The sequence below is a fragment of the Burkholderia sp. PvR073 genome (assembly GCF_054055695.1).
Genome location: NZ_JBSRXO010000011.1, coordinates 122,422 through 141,041 on the forward strand (window position 1 = coordinate 122,422; position 18,620 = coordinate 141,041).

General features: G+C 69.9%; 14 protein-coding genes and 1 pseudogene. 9 read left to right on the plus strand and 6 right to left on the minus strand.

Annotated elements, in window-relative coordinates; translation table 11 throughout:
- Complete coding sequence (locus ACVK00_RS27270; protein ID WP_284900259.1) at positions 1 to 381, plus strand: zinc ribbon domain-containing protein; 381 nt, start codon at positions 1 to 3, stop codon at positions 379 to 381.
- 441 nt (positions 382 to 822) lie between these two features.
- Here the strand turns inward: ACVK00_RS27270 and ACVK00_RS27275 are convergent.
- Positions 823 to 1,347: pseudogene (locus ACVK00_RS27275) on the minus strand (AraC family transcriptional regulator); the annotation flags it as partial.
- Positions 1,348 to 1,697: 350 nt separating this feature from the next.
- Between ACVK00_RS27275 and ACVK00_RS27280 the strand changes: the two are divergent.
- The 4 genes from ACVK00_RS27280 (at position 1,698) to eutC (ending at position 7,085) form a co-directional block, all read left to right on the plus strand.
- Positions 1,698 to 3,161, plus strand: a complete 1,464-nt coding sequence (locus ACVK00_RS27280) for a mechanosensitive ion channel (RefSeq protein WP_228906405.1) — start codon at positions 1,698 to 1,700, stop codon at positions 3,159 to 3,161.
- A gap of 211 nt (positions 3,162 to 3,372) precedes the next feature.
- Positions 3,373 to 4,785 carry an ethanolamine permease gene (gene eat / locus ACVK00_RS27285; protein WP_284899282.1) on the plus strand — a complete coding sequence of 471 codons (1,413 nt, stop codon included), beginning with the start codon at positions 3,373 to 3,375 and terminating at the stop codon, positions 4,783 to 4,785.
- A 111-nt stretch (positions 4,786 to 4,896) separates the two neighbouring features.
- Positions 4,897 to 6,294: an ethanolamine ammonia-lyase subunit EutB gene (locus ACVK00_RS27290; RefSeq protein ID WP_228906406.1), complete on the plus strand. Its 1,398-nt coding sequence runs from the start codon at positions 4,897 to 4,899 to the stop codon at positions 6,292 to 6,294.
- Positions 6,291 to 7,085 carry an ethanolamine ammonia-lyase subunit EutC gene (gene eutC / locus ACVK00_RS27295; RefSeq protein WP_284899281.1) on the plus strand — a complete coding sequence of 265 codons (795 nt, stop codon included), beginning with the start codon at positions 6,291 to 6,293 and terminating at the stop codon, positions 7,083 to 7,085. Before ACVK00_RS27290 ends, eutC begins: the two co-directional genes overlap by 4 nt.
- A 38-nt stretch (positions 7,086 to 7,123) precedes the next feature.
- Here the strand turns inward: eutC and ACVK00_RS27300 are convergent, their stop codons facing one another.
- Positions 7,124 to 8,008 (minus strand): LysR family transcriptional regulator, encoded by an 885-nt coding sequence (locus tag ACVK00_RS27300; RefSeq protein ID WP_284899280.1) that lies wholly within the window; start codon positions 8,006 to 8,008, stop codon positions 7,124 to 7,126.
- Between the two features lie 154 nt (positions 8,009 to 8,162).
- Between ACVK00_RS27300 and ACVK00_RS27305 the strand changes: the two genes are divergently transcribed.
- The gene (locus ACVK00_RS27305; protein ID WP_284899279.1) at positions 8,163 to 9,770 is read left to right on the plus strand and encodes an MFS transporter; all 1,608 of its coding nucleotides are present in this window, start codon (positions 8,163 to 8,165) and stop codon (positions 9,768 to 9,770) included.
- A 103-nt stretch (positions 9,771 to 9,873) separates the two neighbouring features.
- On the opposite strand, the gene ACVK00_RS27310 is transcribed toward ACVK00_RS27305, so the two are convergent.
- A complete protein-coding gene (locus tag ACVK00_RS27310; RefSeq protein WP_284899278.1) occupies positions 9,874 to 10,302 on the minus strand; it encodes a pyridoxamine 5'-phosphate oxidase family protein in 429 nt (142 codons plus the stop codon).
- Positions 10,303 to 10,619: 317 nt separating this feature from the next.
- Here ACVK00_RS27310 and exaC point away from each other — a divergent pair, with 317 nt between their 5' ends.
- The 3 genes from exaC to ACVK00_RS27325 all read left to right on the plus strand — a co-directional run bounded on the left by exaC (position 10,620) and on the right by ACVK00_RS27325 (position 14,194).
- On the plus strand, positions 10,620 to 12,146 hold the full coding sequence (gene exaC, locus ACVK00_RS27315) for an acetaldehyde dehydrogenase ExaC (protein WP_228906413.1): 1,527 nt from the start codon (positions 10,620 to 10,622) through the stop codon (positions 12,144 to 12,146).
- A gap of 285 nt (positions 12,147 to 12,431) precedes the next feature.
- Positions 12,432 to 12,974, plus strand: coding sequence for a hypothetical protein (locus tag ACVK00_RS27320; protein WP_284899277.1), 543 nt, complete (start codon positions 12,432 to 12,434; stop codon positions 12,972 to 12,974).
- A 185-nt stretch (positions 12,975 to 13,159) separates the two neighbouring features.
- Positions 13,160 to 14,194, plus strand: a complete 1,035-nt coding sequence (locus tag ACVK00_RS27325) for a helix-turn-helix domain-containing protein (protein WP_228906416.1) — start codon at positions 13,160 to 13,162, stop codon at positions 14,192 to 14,194.
- Between the two features lie 69 nt (positions 14,195 to 14,263).
- On the opposite strand, the gene ACVK00_RS27330 is transcribed toward ACVK00_RS27325, so the two are convergent.
- From ACVK00_RS27330 to ACVK00_RS27340, 3 genes are all read right to left on the minus strand, one after another.
- A complete protein-coding gene (locus ACVK00_RS27330; protein WP_284899276.1) occupies positions 14,264 to 15,367 on the minus strand; it encodes a glycosyltransferase family protein in 1,104 nt (367 codons plus the stop codon).
- Entirely contained in the window at positions 15,364 to 17,067 is a 1,704-nt protein-coding gene (locus tag ACVK00_RS27335; protein WP_284899275.1) for a thiamine pyrophosphate-binding protein, read from the minus strand. The genes ACVK00_RS27330 and ACVK00_RS27335 overlap by 4 nt, the downstream gene beginning before the upstream one ends.
- 149 nt (positions 17,068 to 17,216) lie before the next feature.
- The gene (locus tag ACVK00_RS27340) at positions 17,217 to 18,605 is read right to left on the minus strand and encodes an L-serine ammonia-lyase (protein ID WP_284899274.1); all 1,389 of its coding nucleotides are present in this window, start codon (positions 18,603 to 18,605) and stop codon (positions 17,217 to 17,219) included.
- Positions 18,606 to 18,620: the final 15 nt, after the last annotated feature.

Below are 18,620 nucleotides of genomic sequence, written 5' to 3' on the forward strand. Positions count from 1 at the left end.
ATGAGCTTTCTGAAACGGATCCTGGGCGGCCACGGGCGTGGTCATGGCGGCGGACACGGTGGTGACGGCCATGACGGTGGCGGCCATGGTGACGGGCATCATGGCGGAGCGGGCCGGGAAGGTCACGGCGGCCACGATGCGCGCGGCCGCGACCGTCACGGCTGGGGCGGGCAACCGTCGGCCGATGCGCGGGGCGGCCCGGCCGGTAACGTGCCGCTGCGCCAACTCGCATGCGCGGGCTGCGGCGCGATCAACGCGGCGGATGCGCGTTTCTGCGCGCAGTGCGGCGCATCGCAGCGCGGCAACGCGTGCAGCCGCTGCCACGCGGCGCTGGCCGCCGACGCGCGCTTCTGTCCGGGCTGCGGGACGCAGGCCGGGTAAGGCTCGCTCGCGGGCCTTGTTGCCGGCGTGACAGCCGATCTCGACTTCGGGATGGCGCCTGCAACGGCCATGATGTGGCAACGGGGCGCTGGCTCGCGCCCGCCAGCCCGCCAGCCCGCCAGCCCGCCAGCCCGCCAGCCGGCCAGCCGGCCAGCCCGATATCCCGCCAGCCCGACAGCCCGCCAGCCCGCCAGCCCGCCAGCCCGACAGCCCGACAGCCCGACAGCCCGATAGCCCGATAGCCCGACAGCCCGACAGCCCGACAGCCCGATAGCCCGACAGCCCGACAGCCCGACAGCCCGACAGCCCGATAGCCCGATAGCCCGATAGCCCGATAGCCGGCCAGCCCGACAGCCCGACAGCCCGACAGCCCGTCCGACCGCCCGACCGCCCGACCGCCCGACCGCCCGAATCCCCGAGCCCCGAGCCCCGGCCCGCCGATCAACGCAGCGGCAAATGAATCTCGGTGCGCAGGTCGGCCGGCGCCGCATCCATCGGCGTATTCAGATACAGCTCGAACGGCGGCGCGTCGGCGGCTTCGCGGCCCGACTGACGCAGCCAGTCGCCGTACAACCACTGGTATGCCGTCTTCAGGTCCGCGTAGGGTCCCGTATGCAGCAGCACCGCGTACTCGCCACCGGCGACCGTCATGCGCTCGACGGGCGGCGCCGGCTCGACATCCGGCGCGCCGTCGGCCGGCACGAAGCCCGCTTTCGCGCGCAGCTGCGCTTGCGGCGTGGTATCGGGATCGTCGTAGAAGATCCCGATCATCTTCGCGCCGGGGCCGATCAGCCCGTGCTGCCCGACCCACGCTCCGATCTGCCCGAACGCGTCGCCGATCTTCAGGTACGCGCCTGTATGCGCCACCGCATAACCGCGCAGTTCCGGCAGCCGCCGGATCTCGACTTCATGCCTGAACATGTCTTCCTCTCCTCTCTGTAACGGATAAATCCGCCGGTGGACCCCGCCGCACCGTCAGCACGATCGACTCGCCGTACAGCGCGCGACGCGTGTCGCATGGCGGACCCACGCAGGGGTTTCGCCGTACGTCCCCCGCAAGAATCGACGTCACGGTAGCACGCAGCCGATCGATAAAACCTGCGGCGATACGTAGGACCACCAAATCTGCCCCTTTTTATTCCGGCGAAATTGGGTCTCGTCCCCGTCGATCTTGTCTAAAGTTAAAGACGGTGAAATCGGGTGAACGCGTCATTTTTCTCGGGTAAGTTGGTCGGGCGCCAATGCACGGTTGTCGAAGTACGCGGGTAGTTCGTCGATGTTCAATCGCAACGCCACGTTTTTCGGGAGAATAAGAAATGGATGCTTCCAGCTTCATCACGTCGCTGCAGACCACGCTAGGCGGATACCTGCCCAAGATCGCCGGTGCGATCGGCATCCTGGTGATCGGCTGGCTGATCGCCGTGGTGGTGCGGGCCGGCGCGCTCCGGCTGCTCCACGCGCTGAAGGTCGATCAGCGGATCAACGAAAGCACCGGGCAGGGCGCGTATGTCGAGCGGATCATCGCCGGCGGGCTGTTCTGGCTCGTGCTGCTCGTCACCGCGGTGGGCATCTTCAATGTGCTCAACCTGTATGCGGTGTCCAATCCGTTCTCGCTGCTGGTCACGCACATCGTCAACTACCTGCCGAACCTGATCGGCGGCGCGGCGCTGACGCTGATCGCGTGGTTGATCGCATCGCTCCTGCGCAGCCTCGCGAACCGCGCGCTGCGAGCGAGCAAGGTCGACGACAAGCTGTCCGAAAGCGCGGGCATGCAGCCGATGAGCGGCTATCTCGGCGACGTGCTGTTCTGGCTCGTGATCCTGATGTTCCTGCCGGCGATCCTCGGGTCGTTCGCGCTGTCCGGCCTGCTGTCGCCGGTGCAGGGGATGGTCGACAAGCTGCTCGCGATCGTGCCGAACCTGTTCGCGGCCGCGGTGATCGGCGTCGTCGGCTGGATCGTCGCGCGCGTGCTGCGCGGCCTCGTGACGAACCTGCTGGTCGCCGCCGGCGCCGACCGCCTCACCGCGAGTCTCGACAGTCCGACGCCGGTGCGCGTGTCGAGCCTGATCGGCACCATCGTCTACGTGTTCGTGTTCGTGCCGACGCTGATCTCCGCGCTCGACGCGCTGAAGATCGACGCAATCTCGATTCCCGCCACCAACATGCTGAACCAGTTTCTCGGCGCGGTGCCGGATATCGTCGCGGCGATCGTGATCGTGCTGGTCACGTTCTATTTCGCGCGCTTCGTCGCGTCGCTCGCGCAGAAGCTGCTGGAAGCCGCCGGTGCCGACGGGCTGCCGGCCGTGCTCGGCGTCGAGCGCGTGTTCTCGGGAATTCTGCAGCCGTCGGTGCTGGTCGCGCGGCTGATCGTGTTCTTCGCGATGCTGTTCGCGGCGGTCGAGGCCGCGAACCGGCTCGGCTTCACGCAGGTGCGCGACGTCGTCACGCTGTTCATCGAATTCGGCGGCCACGTGCTAATGGGTGGCGTGATCCTCGTGATCGGCGTGTGGCTCGCGAGCCTCGCGCGCCGCGTGATCGAGCAGGCCGACCGCGAACACAGCGTGCTGTTCGCGCGGATCGCGCAATTCGCGATCCTCGGCCTCGTGTTCGCGATGGGGCTGCGCGCGATGGGCATCGCCAACGAGATCGTGCAGCTCGCGTTCGGCCTCGTGCTTGGCGCGATCGCAGTGGCGGTCGCGCTGTCGTTCGGCCTCGGCGGCCGCGAAGCGGCCGGCAAGCTGCTCGACCGCTGGTTCAACCAGCGCGGCGGCGGCCAGTAAGCGGCGTCGCGTCGCCCACCCGGCCGCTTCGTGCGGCCGGATGGCGCGTGCGTGACGGGCGCATCACGAGCGCTAGCCACGGCCGGCGTTGCCGCCGGCGAAACGCCAGCCGTCATCTTTGCCGAATTTCGATAACACGTCCTTTAATGACTCTCTAGCATCGATTCTCAGTCGCGCGGGCCGGCAGGCCGGCGCCTTTCAGGAGAATCCGATGAAAGCAGAGTCGAATGGCCGGCCCACCGCCGGCGCCAAGTCGTCCGGCCAGCCCGCGCTGCAGCAGACGCTCGGGACCTGGCAACTGTGGGGCATTGCAGTCGGCCTCGTGATTTCCGGCGAATACTTCGGCTGGAGCTACGGGTGGGCGAGTGCCGGCACGCTGGGTTTCGTGATCACCGCGGTGTTCGTCGCGGCGATGTACACCACCTTCATCTTCAGCTTCACCGAACTGACGACGTCGATCCCGCACGCGGGCGGCCCGTTCGCGTATGCGCGCCGCGCGTTCGGCCCGGCAGGCGGCTATCTCGCCGGCGCGGCGACGCTCGTCGAGTTCGTGTTCGCGCCGCCCGCGATCGCGCTGGCGATCGGCGCGTACCTGCACGTGCAGTTTCCGGGGCTCGAACCGAAACACGCGGCGATGGGTGCGTATCTCGTATTCATGGCGCTGAATATCGTCGGCGTGCAGATCGCCGCGACGTTCGAGCTGGTCGTCACGCTGTTCGCGATCTTCGAGCTGCTGGTGTTCATGGGCGTCGTGTCGCCGGGCTTCGCGTGGAGCAACTTCACGAAGGGCGGCTGGTCGGGCGCCGATCATTTCAGCGTCGGCGCATTCCACGGGATGTTCGCGGCGATCCCGTTCGCGATCTGGTTCTTCCTCGCGATCGAAGGCGTCGCGATGGCCGCCGAGGAGGCGAAGAACCCGAAGCGCTCGATCCCGATCGCATACGTGGCCGGCATCCTGACCCTCGTCGCGCTGGCGATCGGCGTGATGGTGTTCGCCGGCGGCGCGGGCGACTGGACCAAGCTCGCGAACATCAACGACCCGCTGCCGCAGGCGATGAAGTACATCGTCGGCGCGAACAGCGGCTGGATGCACATGCTGGTGTGGCTCGGGCTGTTCGGGTTGGTCGCGTCGTTCCACGGGATCATCCTCGGCTATTCGCGCCAGATCTTCGCGCTGGCGCGCGAGGGCTACCTGCCCGAATGGCTCGCGAAGGTGCATCCGCGCTTCCGCACGCCTTATCGCGCGATTCTCGCGGGCGGCGTGGTCGGGATCGCCGCGATCTACAGCGACGAGCTGATCCAGTTCGGCGGCCAGACGCTCACCGCGAATATCGTGACGATGTCGGTGTTCGGTGCGATCGTGATGTATATCGTAAGCATGGCGGCGCTGTTCAAGCTGCGCCGTTCGCAGCCGGACATGGCGCGGCCGTTCCGCGCGCCGCTGTACCCGTTCTTCCCGGCGTTCGCGATCGTGGCGGCCCTGATCTGCCTCGGGACGATGGTGGTCTTCAACGGGCTGGTGGCGATGGTGTTCGTCGCGTTCCTCGCGCTCGGCTACGCGTACTTCCTCGCGACCCGTTCGCAGCGCGCGAGCGCGCCGGGCGACGTGGCGCTCGAGGAGTGAGCATGGCGAACCCGCACGGCCGCGCCTGACGGCATCCGGCGCGCCCCGTCGAACGGGCGCGCCGTCGGCGTCTGGCAAGGATGGGCAAGGACTGGCAAGGAGATTCGAACGATGGCCTACACGGAGACGATCGGCCCGCGCACGTACCGCTTCGCGGACCTGAAGACGCTGCTCGCGAAGGCGAGCCCGTTGCGCTCCGGCGACCAGCTCGCCGGCGTCGCGGCGGCGAGCGAGGAGGAGCGCGTCGCCGCGAAGATCGCGCTCGCGGGCGTGCCGCTGAAGGCATTCCTGAACGAGGCGTTGATTCCGTACGAACACGACGAGGTCACGCGCCTGATCCTCGACGATCACGACGCGGCCGCGTTCGCGGAAATCTCGCACCTGACGGTCGGCGATTTCCGCAACTGGCTGCTGTCGCCCGCGGCCGACGGCGCCGCGCTCGAGCGGATCGCGCCGGGCCTCACGCCGGAGATGGTCGCGGCTGTGTCGAAGCTGATGCGCAACCAGGACCTGATCGCGGCTGCCAGGAAACGCCGCGTCGTCACGCGCTTTCGCAACACGGTCGGGCTGGCCGGCCGGATGTCGGTTCGGCTGCAGCCGAACCACCCGACCGACGACGTGAAGGGGATCGCCGCATCGATGCTCGACGGGCTGATGTACGGCTGCGGCGACGCGATGATCGGCATCAACCCGGCGACCGACAGCCTCGCGGCGATCGTGAAGCTGCTCGCGATGATCGACGGGTTCCGCGAACGCTACGGCGTGCCGACGCAGTCGTGTGTGCTCACTCACGTGACGAACACGATCGCCGCGATCGAGAAGGGCGCGCCGGTCGATCTGGTGTTCCAGTCGATCGCGGGCACCGAGAAGGCGAACGCGAGCTTCGGGATTTCGCTCGCGCTGCTCGGCGAGGCGCGCGAGGCCGCGTTGTCGCTCGGGCGCGGCACCGTCGGCAACAACCTGATGTATTTCGAGACGGGCCAGGGCAGCGCGCTGTCGGCGAACGCGCACTTCGGCGTCGACCAGCAGACCTGCGAGGTGCGGGCGTACGCGGTCGCGCGCAAGTTCGACCCGTTCCTCGTGAACACGGTGGTCGGCTTCATCGGGCCCGAATACCTGTACGACGGCAAGCAGATCATCCGCGCGGGGCTCGAGGATCACTTCTGCGGCAAGCTGCTCGGCGTGCCGATGGGCTGCGACATCTGCTACACGAACCACGCGGAAGCCGACCAGGACGACATGGACACGCTGCTGACGCTGCTGGGTGCGGCCGGCATCAACTTCATCATGGGGATTCCGGGCGCGGACGACGTGATGCTGAACTACCAGAGCACGTCGTTTCACGACCAGCTCTACGTGCGCGAGGTGCTCGGCCTGCGCCGCGCGCCCGAGTTCGAAGAGTGGCTGGAGACGATGGAGATCGCCGACGCGCACGGCGCGCTGCGCGTGGCGAGCGCGCGCGTGCCGCTGCTCGCGGGCGCGAACGACTGGATGGGGATTTCCGCATGAGCGACGCCGTCGAAAAGAATCCGTGGGCGCAGCTGAGGTCGTTCACGAACGCGCGGATCGCGCTCGGCCGCGCGGGCAACAGCCTGCCGACCGCGCCGCTGCTCGCGTTCAACCTGTCTCACGCGCAGGCGCGCGACGCCGTGCACCAGCCGCTCGACGCAGACGCGCTGCGGCGCGCGATCGAGGCGGCCGGCTTGCTGCCGACGCTCGGCGTGCAGAGCGCCGCGCCGGACCGCGACCACTATCTGCGCCGGCCCGACCTCGGCCGCAAGCTGTCGGATGACAGCCGCGGGCTGCTGGCCGGCTACGGTGCGGCGCTCGACGACGCGCCCGATGTCGTGTTCGTGGTGGGCGACGGGCTGTCGGCGTTCGCGGCCGCGAAGCAGGCGCTGCCGTTGCTGCAGGCCGTGCGGCCGCGGCTCGACGCGGACGGCTGGCGGATCGGCCCGGTGGTGGTCGCGACGCAGGCGCGCGTCGCGCTCGGCGACGAGATCGGCGAGCTGCTGCGCGCGAAGGTCGTCGCGATGCTGATCGGCGAACGGCCGGGGCTCAGCTCGCCCGACAGTCTCGGCGTGTACCTGACGTGGGCGCCGAAGGTCGGCTGCCACGACGCGCTGCGCAACTGCATCTCGAACGTGCGGCCCGAAGGGCTGCCGCATGCCGCCGCCGCGCACAAGCTGCATTACCTGATGACGCATGCGCGCCGGCTCGGGCTCACGGGTGTCGGGCTGAAGGACGACAGCGATGCGCTGCTGCCGCAGGCGGACGCGGAGCGGATCGGCGCGGAATGACGGGGCGGCGGTGCCTAGCGCGCCAGCCGTCTACCTATCTACTTGAACAGACGCTCGCACAGGAAGTCGACGAACACGCGCAGCTTCGGCGACAACTGCCGGCTTGACGGCCATACGATCGAGAACTGCCCCGGCGCGATCCGGTAGTCGTCGAGCACGGTGACGAGCGCGCAGGTGTCCAGCGCGTCGCGCGCGAGGAAGTCGGGCATGTAGCCGATGCCGAGCCCCGCCATGACCGCGCCGCGCAGCGCTTCCATGTTGTTGCAGGTCATCGCGGTGCGCAGCTTCAGCGGCGTCCCGTCGCGGGCGGCGAGCGCCCAGTCCTGCAGCTTGCCGGTGGTCGGGAAGCAGTAGCGCACGCACTCGTGCGCTTCGAGATCGTGCGGCGCGCGCGGCGTGCCGGCCTGCGCGAGATACGCGGGCGTCGCGCACAGCACGAACGCGAACGGGCCGAGCCGCCGCGACATCAGGCTCGAATCCGACAGCGGACCGCTGCGGATCACTGCATCGAAGCCGCCTTCGACGACGTCCACCATCCGGTCGTTGAAATCCAGGTCGAGCTCGACGTCCGGATAGCGCTGCCTGAATTCGGGCAGCACCGGCAGCAGGAACCGGTAGCCGATCACCGGCAGGCTCACGCGCAGCTTGCCGCGCGGGCGCTGCGCGGATGCCGTCACGGTCGCTTCCGCATCGCGAAAATCCGCGAGGATCCGCTGGCAGCGTTCGTAGAAATGGCGCCCTTCGTCGGTCAGCGTGACGCGCCGCGTCGTGCGGTTGAACAGGCGCACGCCGAGCGACTGCTCGAGCCGCGCGATCGTCTTGCCGACGGCGGACGCGGAAATGCCGAGCGCGCGGCCGGCCGCGACGAAGCTGAGCGCTTCGGCGGTGCGGACGAAGGCGGCGATGCCGTTCAGGTTTTCCATCGACATAAGCGGGCCGGCAAGAAGAGGCGAAGAGGCTGATTGCGGAATATTAGTCCGTTATATCCGGAGTCTTGCACGGTTTTTCGTCGATTGAATCGGATTTATCTTTGATCGCTCTGGCGGCGCAGCCGCGCCCGCATTTCGAGGAGCGATGATGGATCACCCGTTTTCACCCGATTCGGCCAGGTCGGCGCGCCGGCGCGCATGGGTGCTGGCCGCCGTCTGCATGGCCGCCGTCGCGCTGCCGTTGTCGTTTTCGGGCGGCGCGGTCGCGACGCCCGCGATCGGCCGCGACCTGCACGGCGGGCCGGTCGCGATGAACTGGATCACCAACGCGTTCATGCTCGCGTTCGGCAGTTTCCTGATGGCGGCGGGTGCGCTGGCCGACCAGTTCGGCCGCAAGCGCGTGTTCGCGATCGGCGTCGGTGGCTTCACGCTGATGTCGGTCGCGCTCGCGTTCGCACCGTCGATGCTCGCGCTCGACCTGCTGCGCGCCGCGCAGGGGCTCGCGGCGGCCGCGGCGCTTGCGGGCGGCACGGCCGCGCTCGCGCAGGAGTTCGACGGCGCGGCGCGCACGCGTGCGTTCAGCCTGCTCGGCACGACGTTCGGGATCGGGCTCGCATTCGGGCCCGTGCTTGCCGGCGGCCTGATCGCGCACTACGGCTGGCGCGCGATCTTCGTCACGGGCGCGGCGGCCGGCGCGCTGTCGCTCGCGTTCGGGCTGCCGCGCATGCACGAATCGCGCGATCCGCACGCGACGGGGCTCGACTGGCCCGGCACGATCGCGTTCACCGCCGCGCTCACGCTGTTCACGTTCGGCGTGATCGAGGCGCCCGCGCGCGGCTGGACGCATCCGCTCGTCGTCGCGCTGCTGGCGGGCGCGGCGCTCGGCGCATGCGTGTTCGTCGCGATCGAGACGCGCGTCGCGCGGCCGATGCTCGACCTGTCGCTGTTCCGGATTCCGCGCTTCGTCGGCGTGCAGGTGCTGCCGGTGTCGACCTGCTGCTGTTACATCGTGCTGCTCGTCGTGCTGCCGCTGCGCTTCATCGGCATCGACGGTTTCAGCGAGATCGACACGGGCTGGCTGATGCTCGCGATTTCCGCGCCGATGCTGGTCGTGCCGTTCGTCGCGGCGACGCTCACGCGCCGGCTGTCGGCCGGCGTGATCTCGGGGCTCGGGCTCTTGCTCGCGGCGGCGGGCCTCGTGTGGCTGGGCGTCGCGCTGCGCGGCGGCGCGGGGCCGGCGGCGATCGCGCCGATGCTCGCGATCGGCGTCGGGGCGGGCATGCCGTGGGGGCTGATGGACGGGCTGTCGGTCAGCGTCGTGCCGAAGGAGCGCGCGGGGATGGCGACCGGGATCTTCAGCACGACGCGCGTGGCGGGCGAGGGGATCGCGCTCGCGATCGTCGGCGCGGTGCTCGCGACGCTCGCACACGCCGATTTGCGGCGGATGGCGGCGGGCCCGTCCGGCGCGACGCTACGGGCCGCCGCGCGGCTCGCGACCGGCGATCTCGCCGGCGCGGCGGCCGTGTTGCCGGGCGTCGATCGGGCGGCGCTGCTCGCGAGCTATACGCACGCGTTCGACCGGCTGCTGATCGGGCTCGCGGTCGTCACGGTGCTGTGCGCGGGCGTCGTGTTCGCGTTTCTTGGCGCGCGGCCGGCGGTTGCGCAAGGGCGCCGCGATGAAGGTGAGCCGCCGCGTGGCCAAGCGCCGGCGCGGCGCCGGAGCGAACCGGCGTGTGCGGACGCAAACGGGCGCTGAGCACGGTGTTGTCGGGGCGGCGGATTCCGGCAATGGCAGCGACAGCGCACGCGCGTGCCTTCATCGCCGTGGCCGCGTGCCGACGATTATTCGAGCGGCGCCGTCACGCCAGCACGAGCGGTGGTAGCCCGGCTTCGGCGCGCGCGTGCGCGCTTTCGACTTCAACGATCACGTAACGCTGAGCAGCCGGCCACAGGTGCGCGTGGCTTCCCGCGTCTTCGTCGATCGTCGCGCGCCCTTGCACGAGCCACGTCGTCTGCCGGACGAAATCGACGAACAGCAGCGCAATCGCCGGATTCACGAGCAGGTTGCCGATCGTGTTGAACAGGTTGTTGCCCGCGAAGTCGGGCAGCACGAGCGTACGGCGATCGGGCAGGTCGACGAGCGGGGCGAGCGAACCGTTCGCGCGCGGTTGCCGGCCGCGATACGAGCAGTCGCTGTCGCCCACCGCGTTCGCGGTCGCGACGATCAGGAACGCCTGTTCGCGGATGAACGCGACGACATCGTCGCTGAGGGGGCCCGGTTCGTTCATGGTGTCGGTCCGTGCGTGGCCGCGGCGTGCGGATCCGCGTTGCGCACGCAAGCGACATGCCATGCGGTGCGCGTGGTGCGCGGCGACGCGTGCGCCGGTGCGCTGTGAAAAATCCGAACACCCGCCGCGCCGCTGTGCCGTCGCGGTGTTCAGAATCGGCACACTCGTTTCCCGTGCGCCGGCACCGCGCCCGGCGGGCGGCCGGACGCACCGCTGCTGTTCCGTTCTCGGCCCGTGTGGCACGCATGTTGCGTAAACCGTGCAGCGCGATCCAACCGGCGCTGCATTCACACAAGCACGATGAACAGGAGACATGTATGAACCCGTTTGACCTGAAGCAACTGGGCCTCGACGTCGAATATCCGTACCGTCAGCAGTACGACAACTACATCGGCGGCAAGTGGGTTCCGCCGGTGAAGGGCGAGTATTTCGAGAACGTGTCGCCGATCAACGGCAAGCCGTTCTGCCGCGTGCCGCGCTCGAGCGCCGACGACATCGAGGTCGCACTCGACGCCGCGCACGCCGCGCGCCGCAAGTGGGGCAAGACGTCGGTCGCCGAGCGCGCGAACCTGCTGCTGGCCGCCGCCGACCGGATGGAAAAGAACCTGAAGCTGCTCGCCGTGGCCGAGACGATCGACAACGGCAAGCCGCTGCGCGAGACGATGGCGGCCGACCTGCCGCTCGCGATCGACCACTTCCGCTATTTCGCGGGCTGCATCCGCGCGCAGGAAGGCGGCATTTCCGAGATCGACGACAACACCGTCGCGTATCACTTCCACGAGCCGCTCGGCGTCGTCGGCCAGATCATCCCGTGGAACTTCCCGCTGCTGATGGCCGCATGGAAGCTCGCGCCGGCGCTCGCGGCCGGCTGCTGCGTGGTGATGAAGCCGGCCGAGCAGACGCCCGCGTCGGTGATGGTGCTGATGGAGCTGATCGGCGACCTGTTCCCGGCCGGTACGATCAACATCGTGAGCGGCTTCGGCAAGGAAGCGGGCGAGGCGCTCGCGACCAGCAAGCGGATCGCGAAGATCGCGTTCACCGGCTCGACGCCGGTCGGCAAGCACATCCTGCATGCGGCGGCCGACAGCCTGATCCCGTCGACGGTGGAACTGGGCGGCAAGAGCCCGAACATCTTCTTCGCGGACGTGCTCGACCAGGACGACGCGTTTCTCGACAAGGCGCTCGAAGGCCTCGCGATGTTCGCGCTGAACCAGGGCGAGGTGTGCACGTGCCCGTCGCGGATCCTGATCCAGGAGTCGATCTACGAACGCTTCATCGAGAAGGCCGTCGCGCGCGTCGAGCGCATCAAGGGCGGCCACCCGCTCGACCTGCAGACGATGATCGGCGCGCAGGCGTCGCAGCAGCAGCTCGACAAGATCCTGTCGTACATCGACATCGGCCGCGACGAAGGCGCGCAATGCCTGACGGGCGGCGAGCGCACGGCGCCGGCCGCCGAGCTCGGCACGGGCTACTACGTGAAGCCGACGATGCTGTTCGGCAACAACAAGATGCGCGTGTTCCAGGAAGAGATCTTCGGGCCGGTCGCGTCGGTGATGACGTTCAAGGACGAGCAGGAAGCGATCGAACTCGCGAACGACACGTTCTACGGGCTCGGCGCCGGCGTGTGGACGCGCAACGGCACGCGTGCGTACCGGATGGGCCGCGAGGTCGAGGCCGGCCGCGTGTGGACCAACTGCTACCACCTGTACCCGGCGCACGCGGCGTTCGGCGGCTACAAGCAGTCGGGCATCGGTCGCGAGACGCACAAGATGGCGCTGTCGAACTATCAGCAGACGAAGTGCCTGCTGGTCAGCTACCAGGCCGAGGCGCTCGGATTCTTCTGAGCGCCGGAGCAGGGGGCGAAGTGCCGGGGCCGGCCGGGCAGCGGCGGAACGCTGCCCGGTACGGTTGCCGGTGTCCGATTCCCGATGCCGGGCAAGGTTCGGCGCTCGGGTGACGCATCCGCGGCCGTCGAGCGGTGCCAGCGGCGATGTGATGCACCGACGGCCGTTCGCCCGGCACTTCGCCGCTTTCGCCTCGAGACATTCGACACGCGGCGCCGCCAACCCCGGCAGTCGCGCGGTCGCGGCGGCCGCATCGCGCACCGGTGGGCCCGACGGAAAACCAGCATGGCAGAACCACCCCGATCCTATCCGCGCCACCCGGTGTTCCACGCGGGCGAGCTCGACGCGCATCACCGGTTCGGCGTCGCCGACGAAGCCGAGCGGATGAGCGACGTCGTGACGACGCGGCTGAGCATCGGCGTGCGCCAGTTCGTCGAGTCGCAGCCGTTCATGTTCGTCGGCACGACGCGCGGCGGACCGGCGCGCGTGACCTGCGACATCGTGCAGGGCATGCGCGACGCGAACGGCGATCTGTGGCCGGTCGTGCGCGTGATCGACACGAAGACGCTGCGTTTCGCGCTGCCGACGCCCGGCGACGGCGACCGGATCGATGCGCTCGGGTGCGACGGCCGCGGCGTCGGGCTGCTGTTCATCGATTTCGTGCGCGGCATCCGCTACCGGATCAACGGCCGCGCGACGCTGCGGGCCGATCTGCCGGAAGCGGACGCGGCGCCCTGGCCGGCCGGCAGCCCGATCGTCGAGCTGGCGGTCGCGCAGGCGTATGGCAACTGCGGCACGCGGGTCGTGCGGTTGCAGCCGCGCACCTAGTGCGGGGCCGGGCCGCCGGCGGCATGCATGCCGCACCCGTGCGGTGCGCGGCACGCCGCCTCCGGGTGCGCCCGCATGGCGCGCGGCGGCCGTACAGCGTGCAATGACGGGCTGGTCGCCGGGCCGCGCGGTTCGGCACGGGACTTGCGTGATGGACGCGGTCCCGGGCAGGTGAGGAGAACACGATGGAGCAACGAGTGGAGTGCATGGCCGAACCGACGGCCGAGGACACGCGGTGCAGCGCGCAGGGTGACGACGCGCTGGCCGGCCAGGCCGTGGTCAGCGTCGCGCACGACGCCGACGAGCAGGCGCGCAACCTGATCGGCTGGCGGCAGACCTACGACCAGCTCGCGGCCGGCCGCTTCGTCGGCACGCTGACCGAGCTGCCGCTCGACACGATGAAGCTGTTTCGCGAATCGACCAGCCACCTGCTGCGCCAGGCGTGCGAGGTGCGCGGCGATGCGTACTGGTTCGGCATCCCGCTGGTGAGCGACGGCACCGCGCGCGTCGATGCATGCCGCATCGGCCCCGGCGCGCTCGCGTTCCGGCCCGGCAACGTCGAATTCGAATTGCTGACGCCCGCGCAGTTCTCGATCTACGGCGTCGTCGTGCGCGGCGACGTGTTGCGCCGTTACGCGGAGGAAGTCGAGCACCGCGCGCTCGACGAGCGGCTGTTCACGCAGCATGTGATCCAGGTCGGCGACACGCGGCTCGCGCGCCTGTGCGCGCTGCTCGGCCGCCGGCTCGACGGCGCGGCGGCCGTGGGCGGTCCGCTGCCCGACGCGCAGCGCGACGACCTGCAGGCCGAGGTGCTGGGCGCGCTGTTCGACGCGTGCGCGCAACCGGCGGACGACGGCGCGGGCGGCGCGCCGTCGACCCGGCGCTGGATCGTCGAGCAGGCGCGCGAGTACGTGCTGGCGCACCGCACGCGCCCGGTCGGCGTGCCCGAGCTGTGCGAGCAGTTGCACGTGAGCCGGCGCACGCTGCAGTACTGCTTCCAGGACGTGCTCGGCATGGCGCCCGCGACCTACCTGCGCACGCTGCGGCTGAACGGCGCGCGGCGCGACCTGTGCGGTCGGGCGGCCGGTTCGGTGCAGGACGTCGCGGAGGCGTGGGGCTTCTGGCACCTGAGCCAGTTCGCGACCGACTACCGGCGGCTGTTCGGCAAGCGGCCGTCGGAGACGCTGCGCGAGCGTGCGGTGATGGTCGCGGCCGGGTGAGCCGGGTGAGCGTGGCGGCGGCGCGTGGAGGCCGCTGAAGGTTCGATCGTTCGGGCGACTTCCGTTTTTCTATTCGGCCGCGGCGGCCCCGGCGGCCGCTTCGCGCGGCGCCGGCCACGGCAACGCATCCCAGTCGATCGCCCGGTAAGCGGCTTCGACCGCCGCCAGATCCTCCGGCCGCTCGCTGCGATGCAGCCCGCGCAATTCGGCCGGCACGTCGAGCTCGACCGGCACGCAGTGCGGATAGTCGCGCACGCGCAGCGCCGGCCCGATCGTCGTGAAACACCCGAGCGTCGGCACGTCGAAGCCGTCGGCGACATGCAGCGCGGCCGTGTCGGGCGCGAACAGCACGCTCGCACCCTTGACCCAGGCAATGAAGTGCGCGGTGTCGGGCGCGTCGCGGCTCACGTCGACGTAGGCGGGATGCGCGACCGGGCCGAACCCGACCACCGGCAGCCCGTAACGCTGCGCGAGTCGCTCCACGAATGCCGCGCGCAGCGCGGGCGGCACGCTGCGCACCGCGGTGCTTGCCGTCGGGCAAAACAGGACGTACGGCCGCTGCCATTCGGCCGGCAGCGCGGGCAGCGGCAGCCGTGCGAGCCAGCGATTGCGCTTCGCGGCGGCCGGAACCGTGGCCGGATCCACACCGAGCGCATCGAGGAAGAAGTCGATCATCGGCTGCCGCGCGAACGCGGGCCAGTACAGGTGATTACCGAGATCGATGCACGGCGCGTGCGCGGGCAGCGCGTCGATGGGGTACGGCAGCGCACGTGACGGTGCGATGACGTCGGTCGCGAGCGCATACAGCGCTTCGACGTAGCGCGGTGCGCGGGCCGGCCGGTACAGCGTGAAGCGCACGCCCGGATGCATCGTGCGCAGCGCGGCGAGCGCGGTCAGCCCGATCACCGAGTCGCCGAGTGCGACACCCATCCCGTTGATCACGTGCACGTCCGATGTGCGGCCGTAATCGCGCCGGAACGGCCGATGAACGGCATGCAGCAGACCGAGCGCCGACGCGGCCGGCACACAGCCTTCCGCGCGATCGCTGCCGTGCTCGACGTCGTACGGTGCGACGAGCGTACCGTCGGGCGCGAGCAGCGTGCCGGGGAGGACGAGCGCGTCGTCGTGCGACAACGCGAGACTGGCCGGTGCGGCGTGCATTCCCATGATCATGCGCCGCGCGCCCGGCGGCCCTGCTCGCGGATCTGCTCGAGCGTCGCGGCCGGCGTGCTGGCGTCCTGCGGAATGCGGATCTCGATCAGCGCCGGCAGCCCGCAGGTCAGCGCGCGCTCCAGTGCCGGCGCGAAGTCGGCGGTGCGCTCGACCGTCTCGCCGTGCGCGCCGAACGCGCGCGCATACGCGGCGAAATCGGGGTTCGTGAGCCCCGTGCCGTGCACGCGCCCCGGATAGTTGCGCTCCTGATGCATGCGGATCGTACCGAAATGCCCGTTGTTGACGACGATCGCGACGATGTTCAGCCCGTACTGCATCGCGGTCGCGAGTTCGTTGCCGGCCATCATGAAGCAGCCGTCGCCGGCGAGCGCGACGACGGCCCGCGCCGGATACAGCGACTTGGCGGCGAGCGCGGCGGGCAGCCCGTAACCCATCGCGCCGCTGGTCGGCGCGAGCTGCGAGCGAAAGTGCCGGTACGCGAAATGGCGATGCAGCCAGATCGCGTAGTTGCCGGCGCCGTTGGTCAGGATCGCGTCGTGCGGCAGGCGCTCGCGCAACTGCACCATCACGTCGCCGAGCTGGACGTCGCCGGGCATCGGCAGCGGCGCATGCCATTCGCGGTACGCGCGGTGCGCGTCGGCGGCCGTGCCGGCCCACGCGGGGTGCGCCGGCGGTTCGAGCGCGGCGAGCGGCGCCGCGATCTCCGGCATCCCCGACACGATCGGCAGGTCGGCCGCATATACGCGACCGAGCTCGTCCGCGCCCTGGTGCACGTGGATCAGCGTCTGGCGCGTCTTCGGGATGTCGAGCAGCGTGTAGCCGCCCGTCGTCGCTTCGCCGAGGCGCGGGCCGAGCACCAGCAGCAGGTCGGCGTCGCGAATCCGCTTGCCGAGCGCGGGATTGATCCCGAGGCCGACGTCGCCCGCGTAGTTCGGGTGCGCGTTGTCGAAGGTGTCCTGGAAGCGGAACGCGCACGCGACCGGCAGCTGCCAGCGCTCGACGAAGGTGCGCAGGTTCGCGCATGCGTCGGGCGTCCAGCCGCTGCCGCCGACGATCGCGAACGGCCGTTCCGCGCGCGCGAGCCGTTCGCGCAGCTCGTCGAGCTGCGTGGCCGACGGCGATGCCGCGACGCGTTTCGCGGCCGGCACGACCGGCTGCGACGCGCACGCTTCGGACAGCACGTCCTCCGGCAGCGCGAGCACGACGGGCCCCGGGCGACCGGCGGTCGCGACGTGGAACGCATGGCTCAGGTATTCGGGAATGCGGCGCGGGTCGTCGATCTGCGCGACCCATTTCGCCATCTGGCCGAACATCCGCCGGTAGTCGATTTCCTGGAAGGCTTCGCGATCGAGGTGCTCGCGCGCGCACTGGCCGACGAACAGGATCATCGGCGTCGAATCCTGGAACGCGGTGTGCACGCCGATCGACGCATGGGTCGCGCCGGGCCCGCGCGTGACGAACGCGATGCCGGGGCGGCCGGTCAGCTTGCCGACCGCCTCCGCCATGTTCGCGGCGGCCGCCTCGTGGCGGCAGACGACCGTCTGGATGCGCGCGGTGTGGTCCGCGAGCGCATCGAGTACGGCGAGGAAGCTCTCGCCCGGCACGCAGAACGCGCGTTCGACGTGATTGGCGAGCAACGCATCGACGAGCAGTCGCGCGCCGGTGGTGGCGCTCTGCTCGAGATCCTTGGAATGCGACATGGGCTGCCGTCTCCCTGGGTAGCGGGACGTACAGCTTACGCCCGTTGGCGGGGCGGTGAAAGTGCCGGAACGCGAAGGGAGCGACCAGGAAACGCATGGCGCGAGCGTGAGCCGCCGTGATGCAGCACACGCTCGCGGACCTTACCGCATCAGCATTCGACGATATTCACCGCCAGGCCGCCGCGCGAGGTTTCCTTGTACTTCGTCTTCATGTCGGCGCCCGTCTCGCGCATCGTCTTGATCACCGAGTCGAGCGACACGTAGTGCGAGCCGTCGCCGCGCAGCGCCATGCGCGCCGCGTTGACGGCCTTCACCGACGCCATCGCGTTGCGCTCGATGCACGGGATCTGCACCATCCCGCCGACCGGGTCGCAGGTGAGGCCGAGGTTGTGCTCCATCCCGATCTCGGCCGCGTTCTCGACCTGGCGCGGCGTGCCGCCGAGCACGGCCGCGAGCGCGCCGGCCGCCATCGAGCACGCGACGCCCACTTCGCCCTGGCAGCCCACTTCCGCGCCCGAAATCGACGCGTTGAGCTTGTACAGAATGCCGATCGCCGCGGCCGTCAGCAGGAAGTCGATCACGCCCTGTTCGTTCGCGCCCGGCGTGAAGCGCGTGTAGTAGTGCAGCACGGCCGGAATGATGCCGGCCGCGCCGTTGGTCGGCGCGGTGACGACGCGGCCGCCGGCCGCGTTTTCCTCGTTGACGGCGATCGCATACAGGTTGATCCAGTCGATCATCGACAGCGGATCCTGCAGCGCCTGCTCGGGGTTGCCGGTCAGCGCGCGATACAGCTGCGGCGCGCGGCGCTTGACCTGGAACGGGCCGGGCAGGTTGCCGTCGGCGTCCGGGTTGCCGATCCCGCAGCCGCGCGACACGCACGACTGCATCACGGCCCAGATCTTCAGCAACCCGTCGCGCGTCTCTTCCTCGGTGTGCCACGCGCGCTCGTTTTCCCACATCAGCCGCGCGATCGACTTGCCGGTCGTCTCGGTCAGCGCGAGCAGCTCGGCGCCGGTGCGGAACGGGTGCGTCATCTGCTCGGCCGCGCTCAGCACCTTCGTGTTCGGCGCGCCGGCCGTCACGACGAAGCCGCCGCCGACCGACAGGTAGGTGCGCTCGACCAGCACGTCGCCGTTCGCGTCGGACGCGCGCAGCTTCATCCCGTTCGGGTGCTCGGGCAGCGCCTGCCGGTAGAACGCGATGTTCTCCTTCAGCACGAACGGCACCGGATGCGTGCCGAGCAGCGCGAGCTGCTTCGACTTGCGGACGTCGTCGAGCCGCGCGTCGATCGTGTCGGGATCGACGGTGTCGGGCGCGTCGCCGAGCAGGCCGAGCATCACGCCGCGGTCGGTGCCGTGGCCCTTGCCGGTCGCGCCGAGCGAGCCGTACAGCTCGACCTTCACGGTGGCCGTCGCGTCGAGCAGCCCGTCGCGCTCGAGGCCCTGGACGAACATCAGCGCCGCGCGCATCGGTCCGACCGTATGCGAACTGGACGGGCCGATGCCGATCTTGAAGAGGTCAAACACGCTGACTGCCATTTTGATACCTGCCTT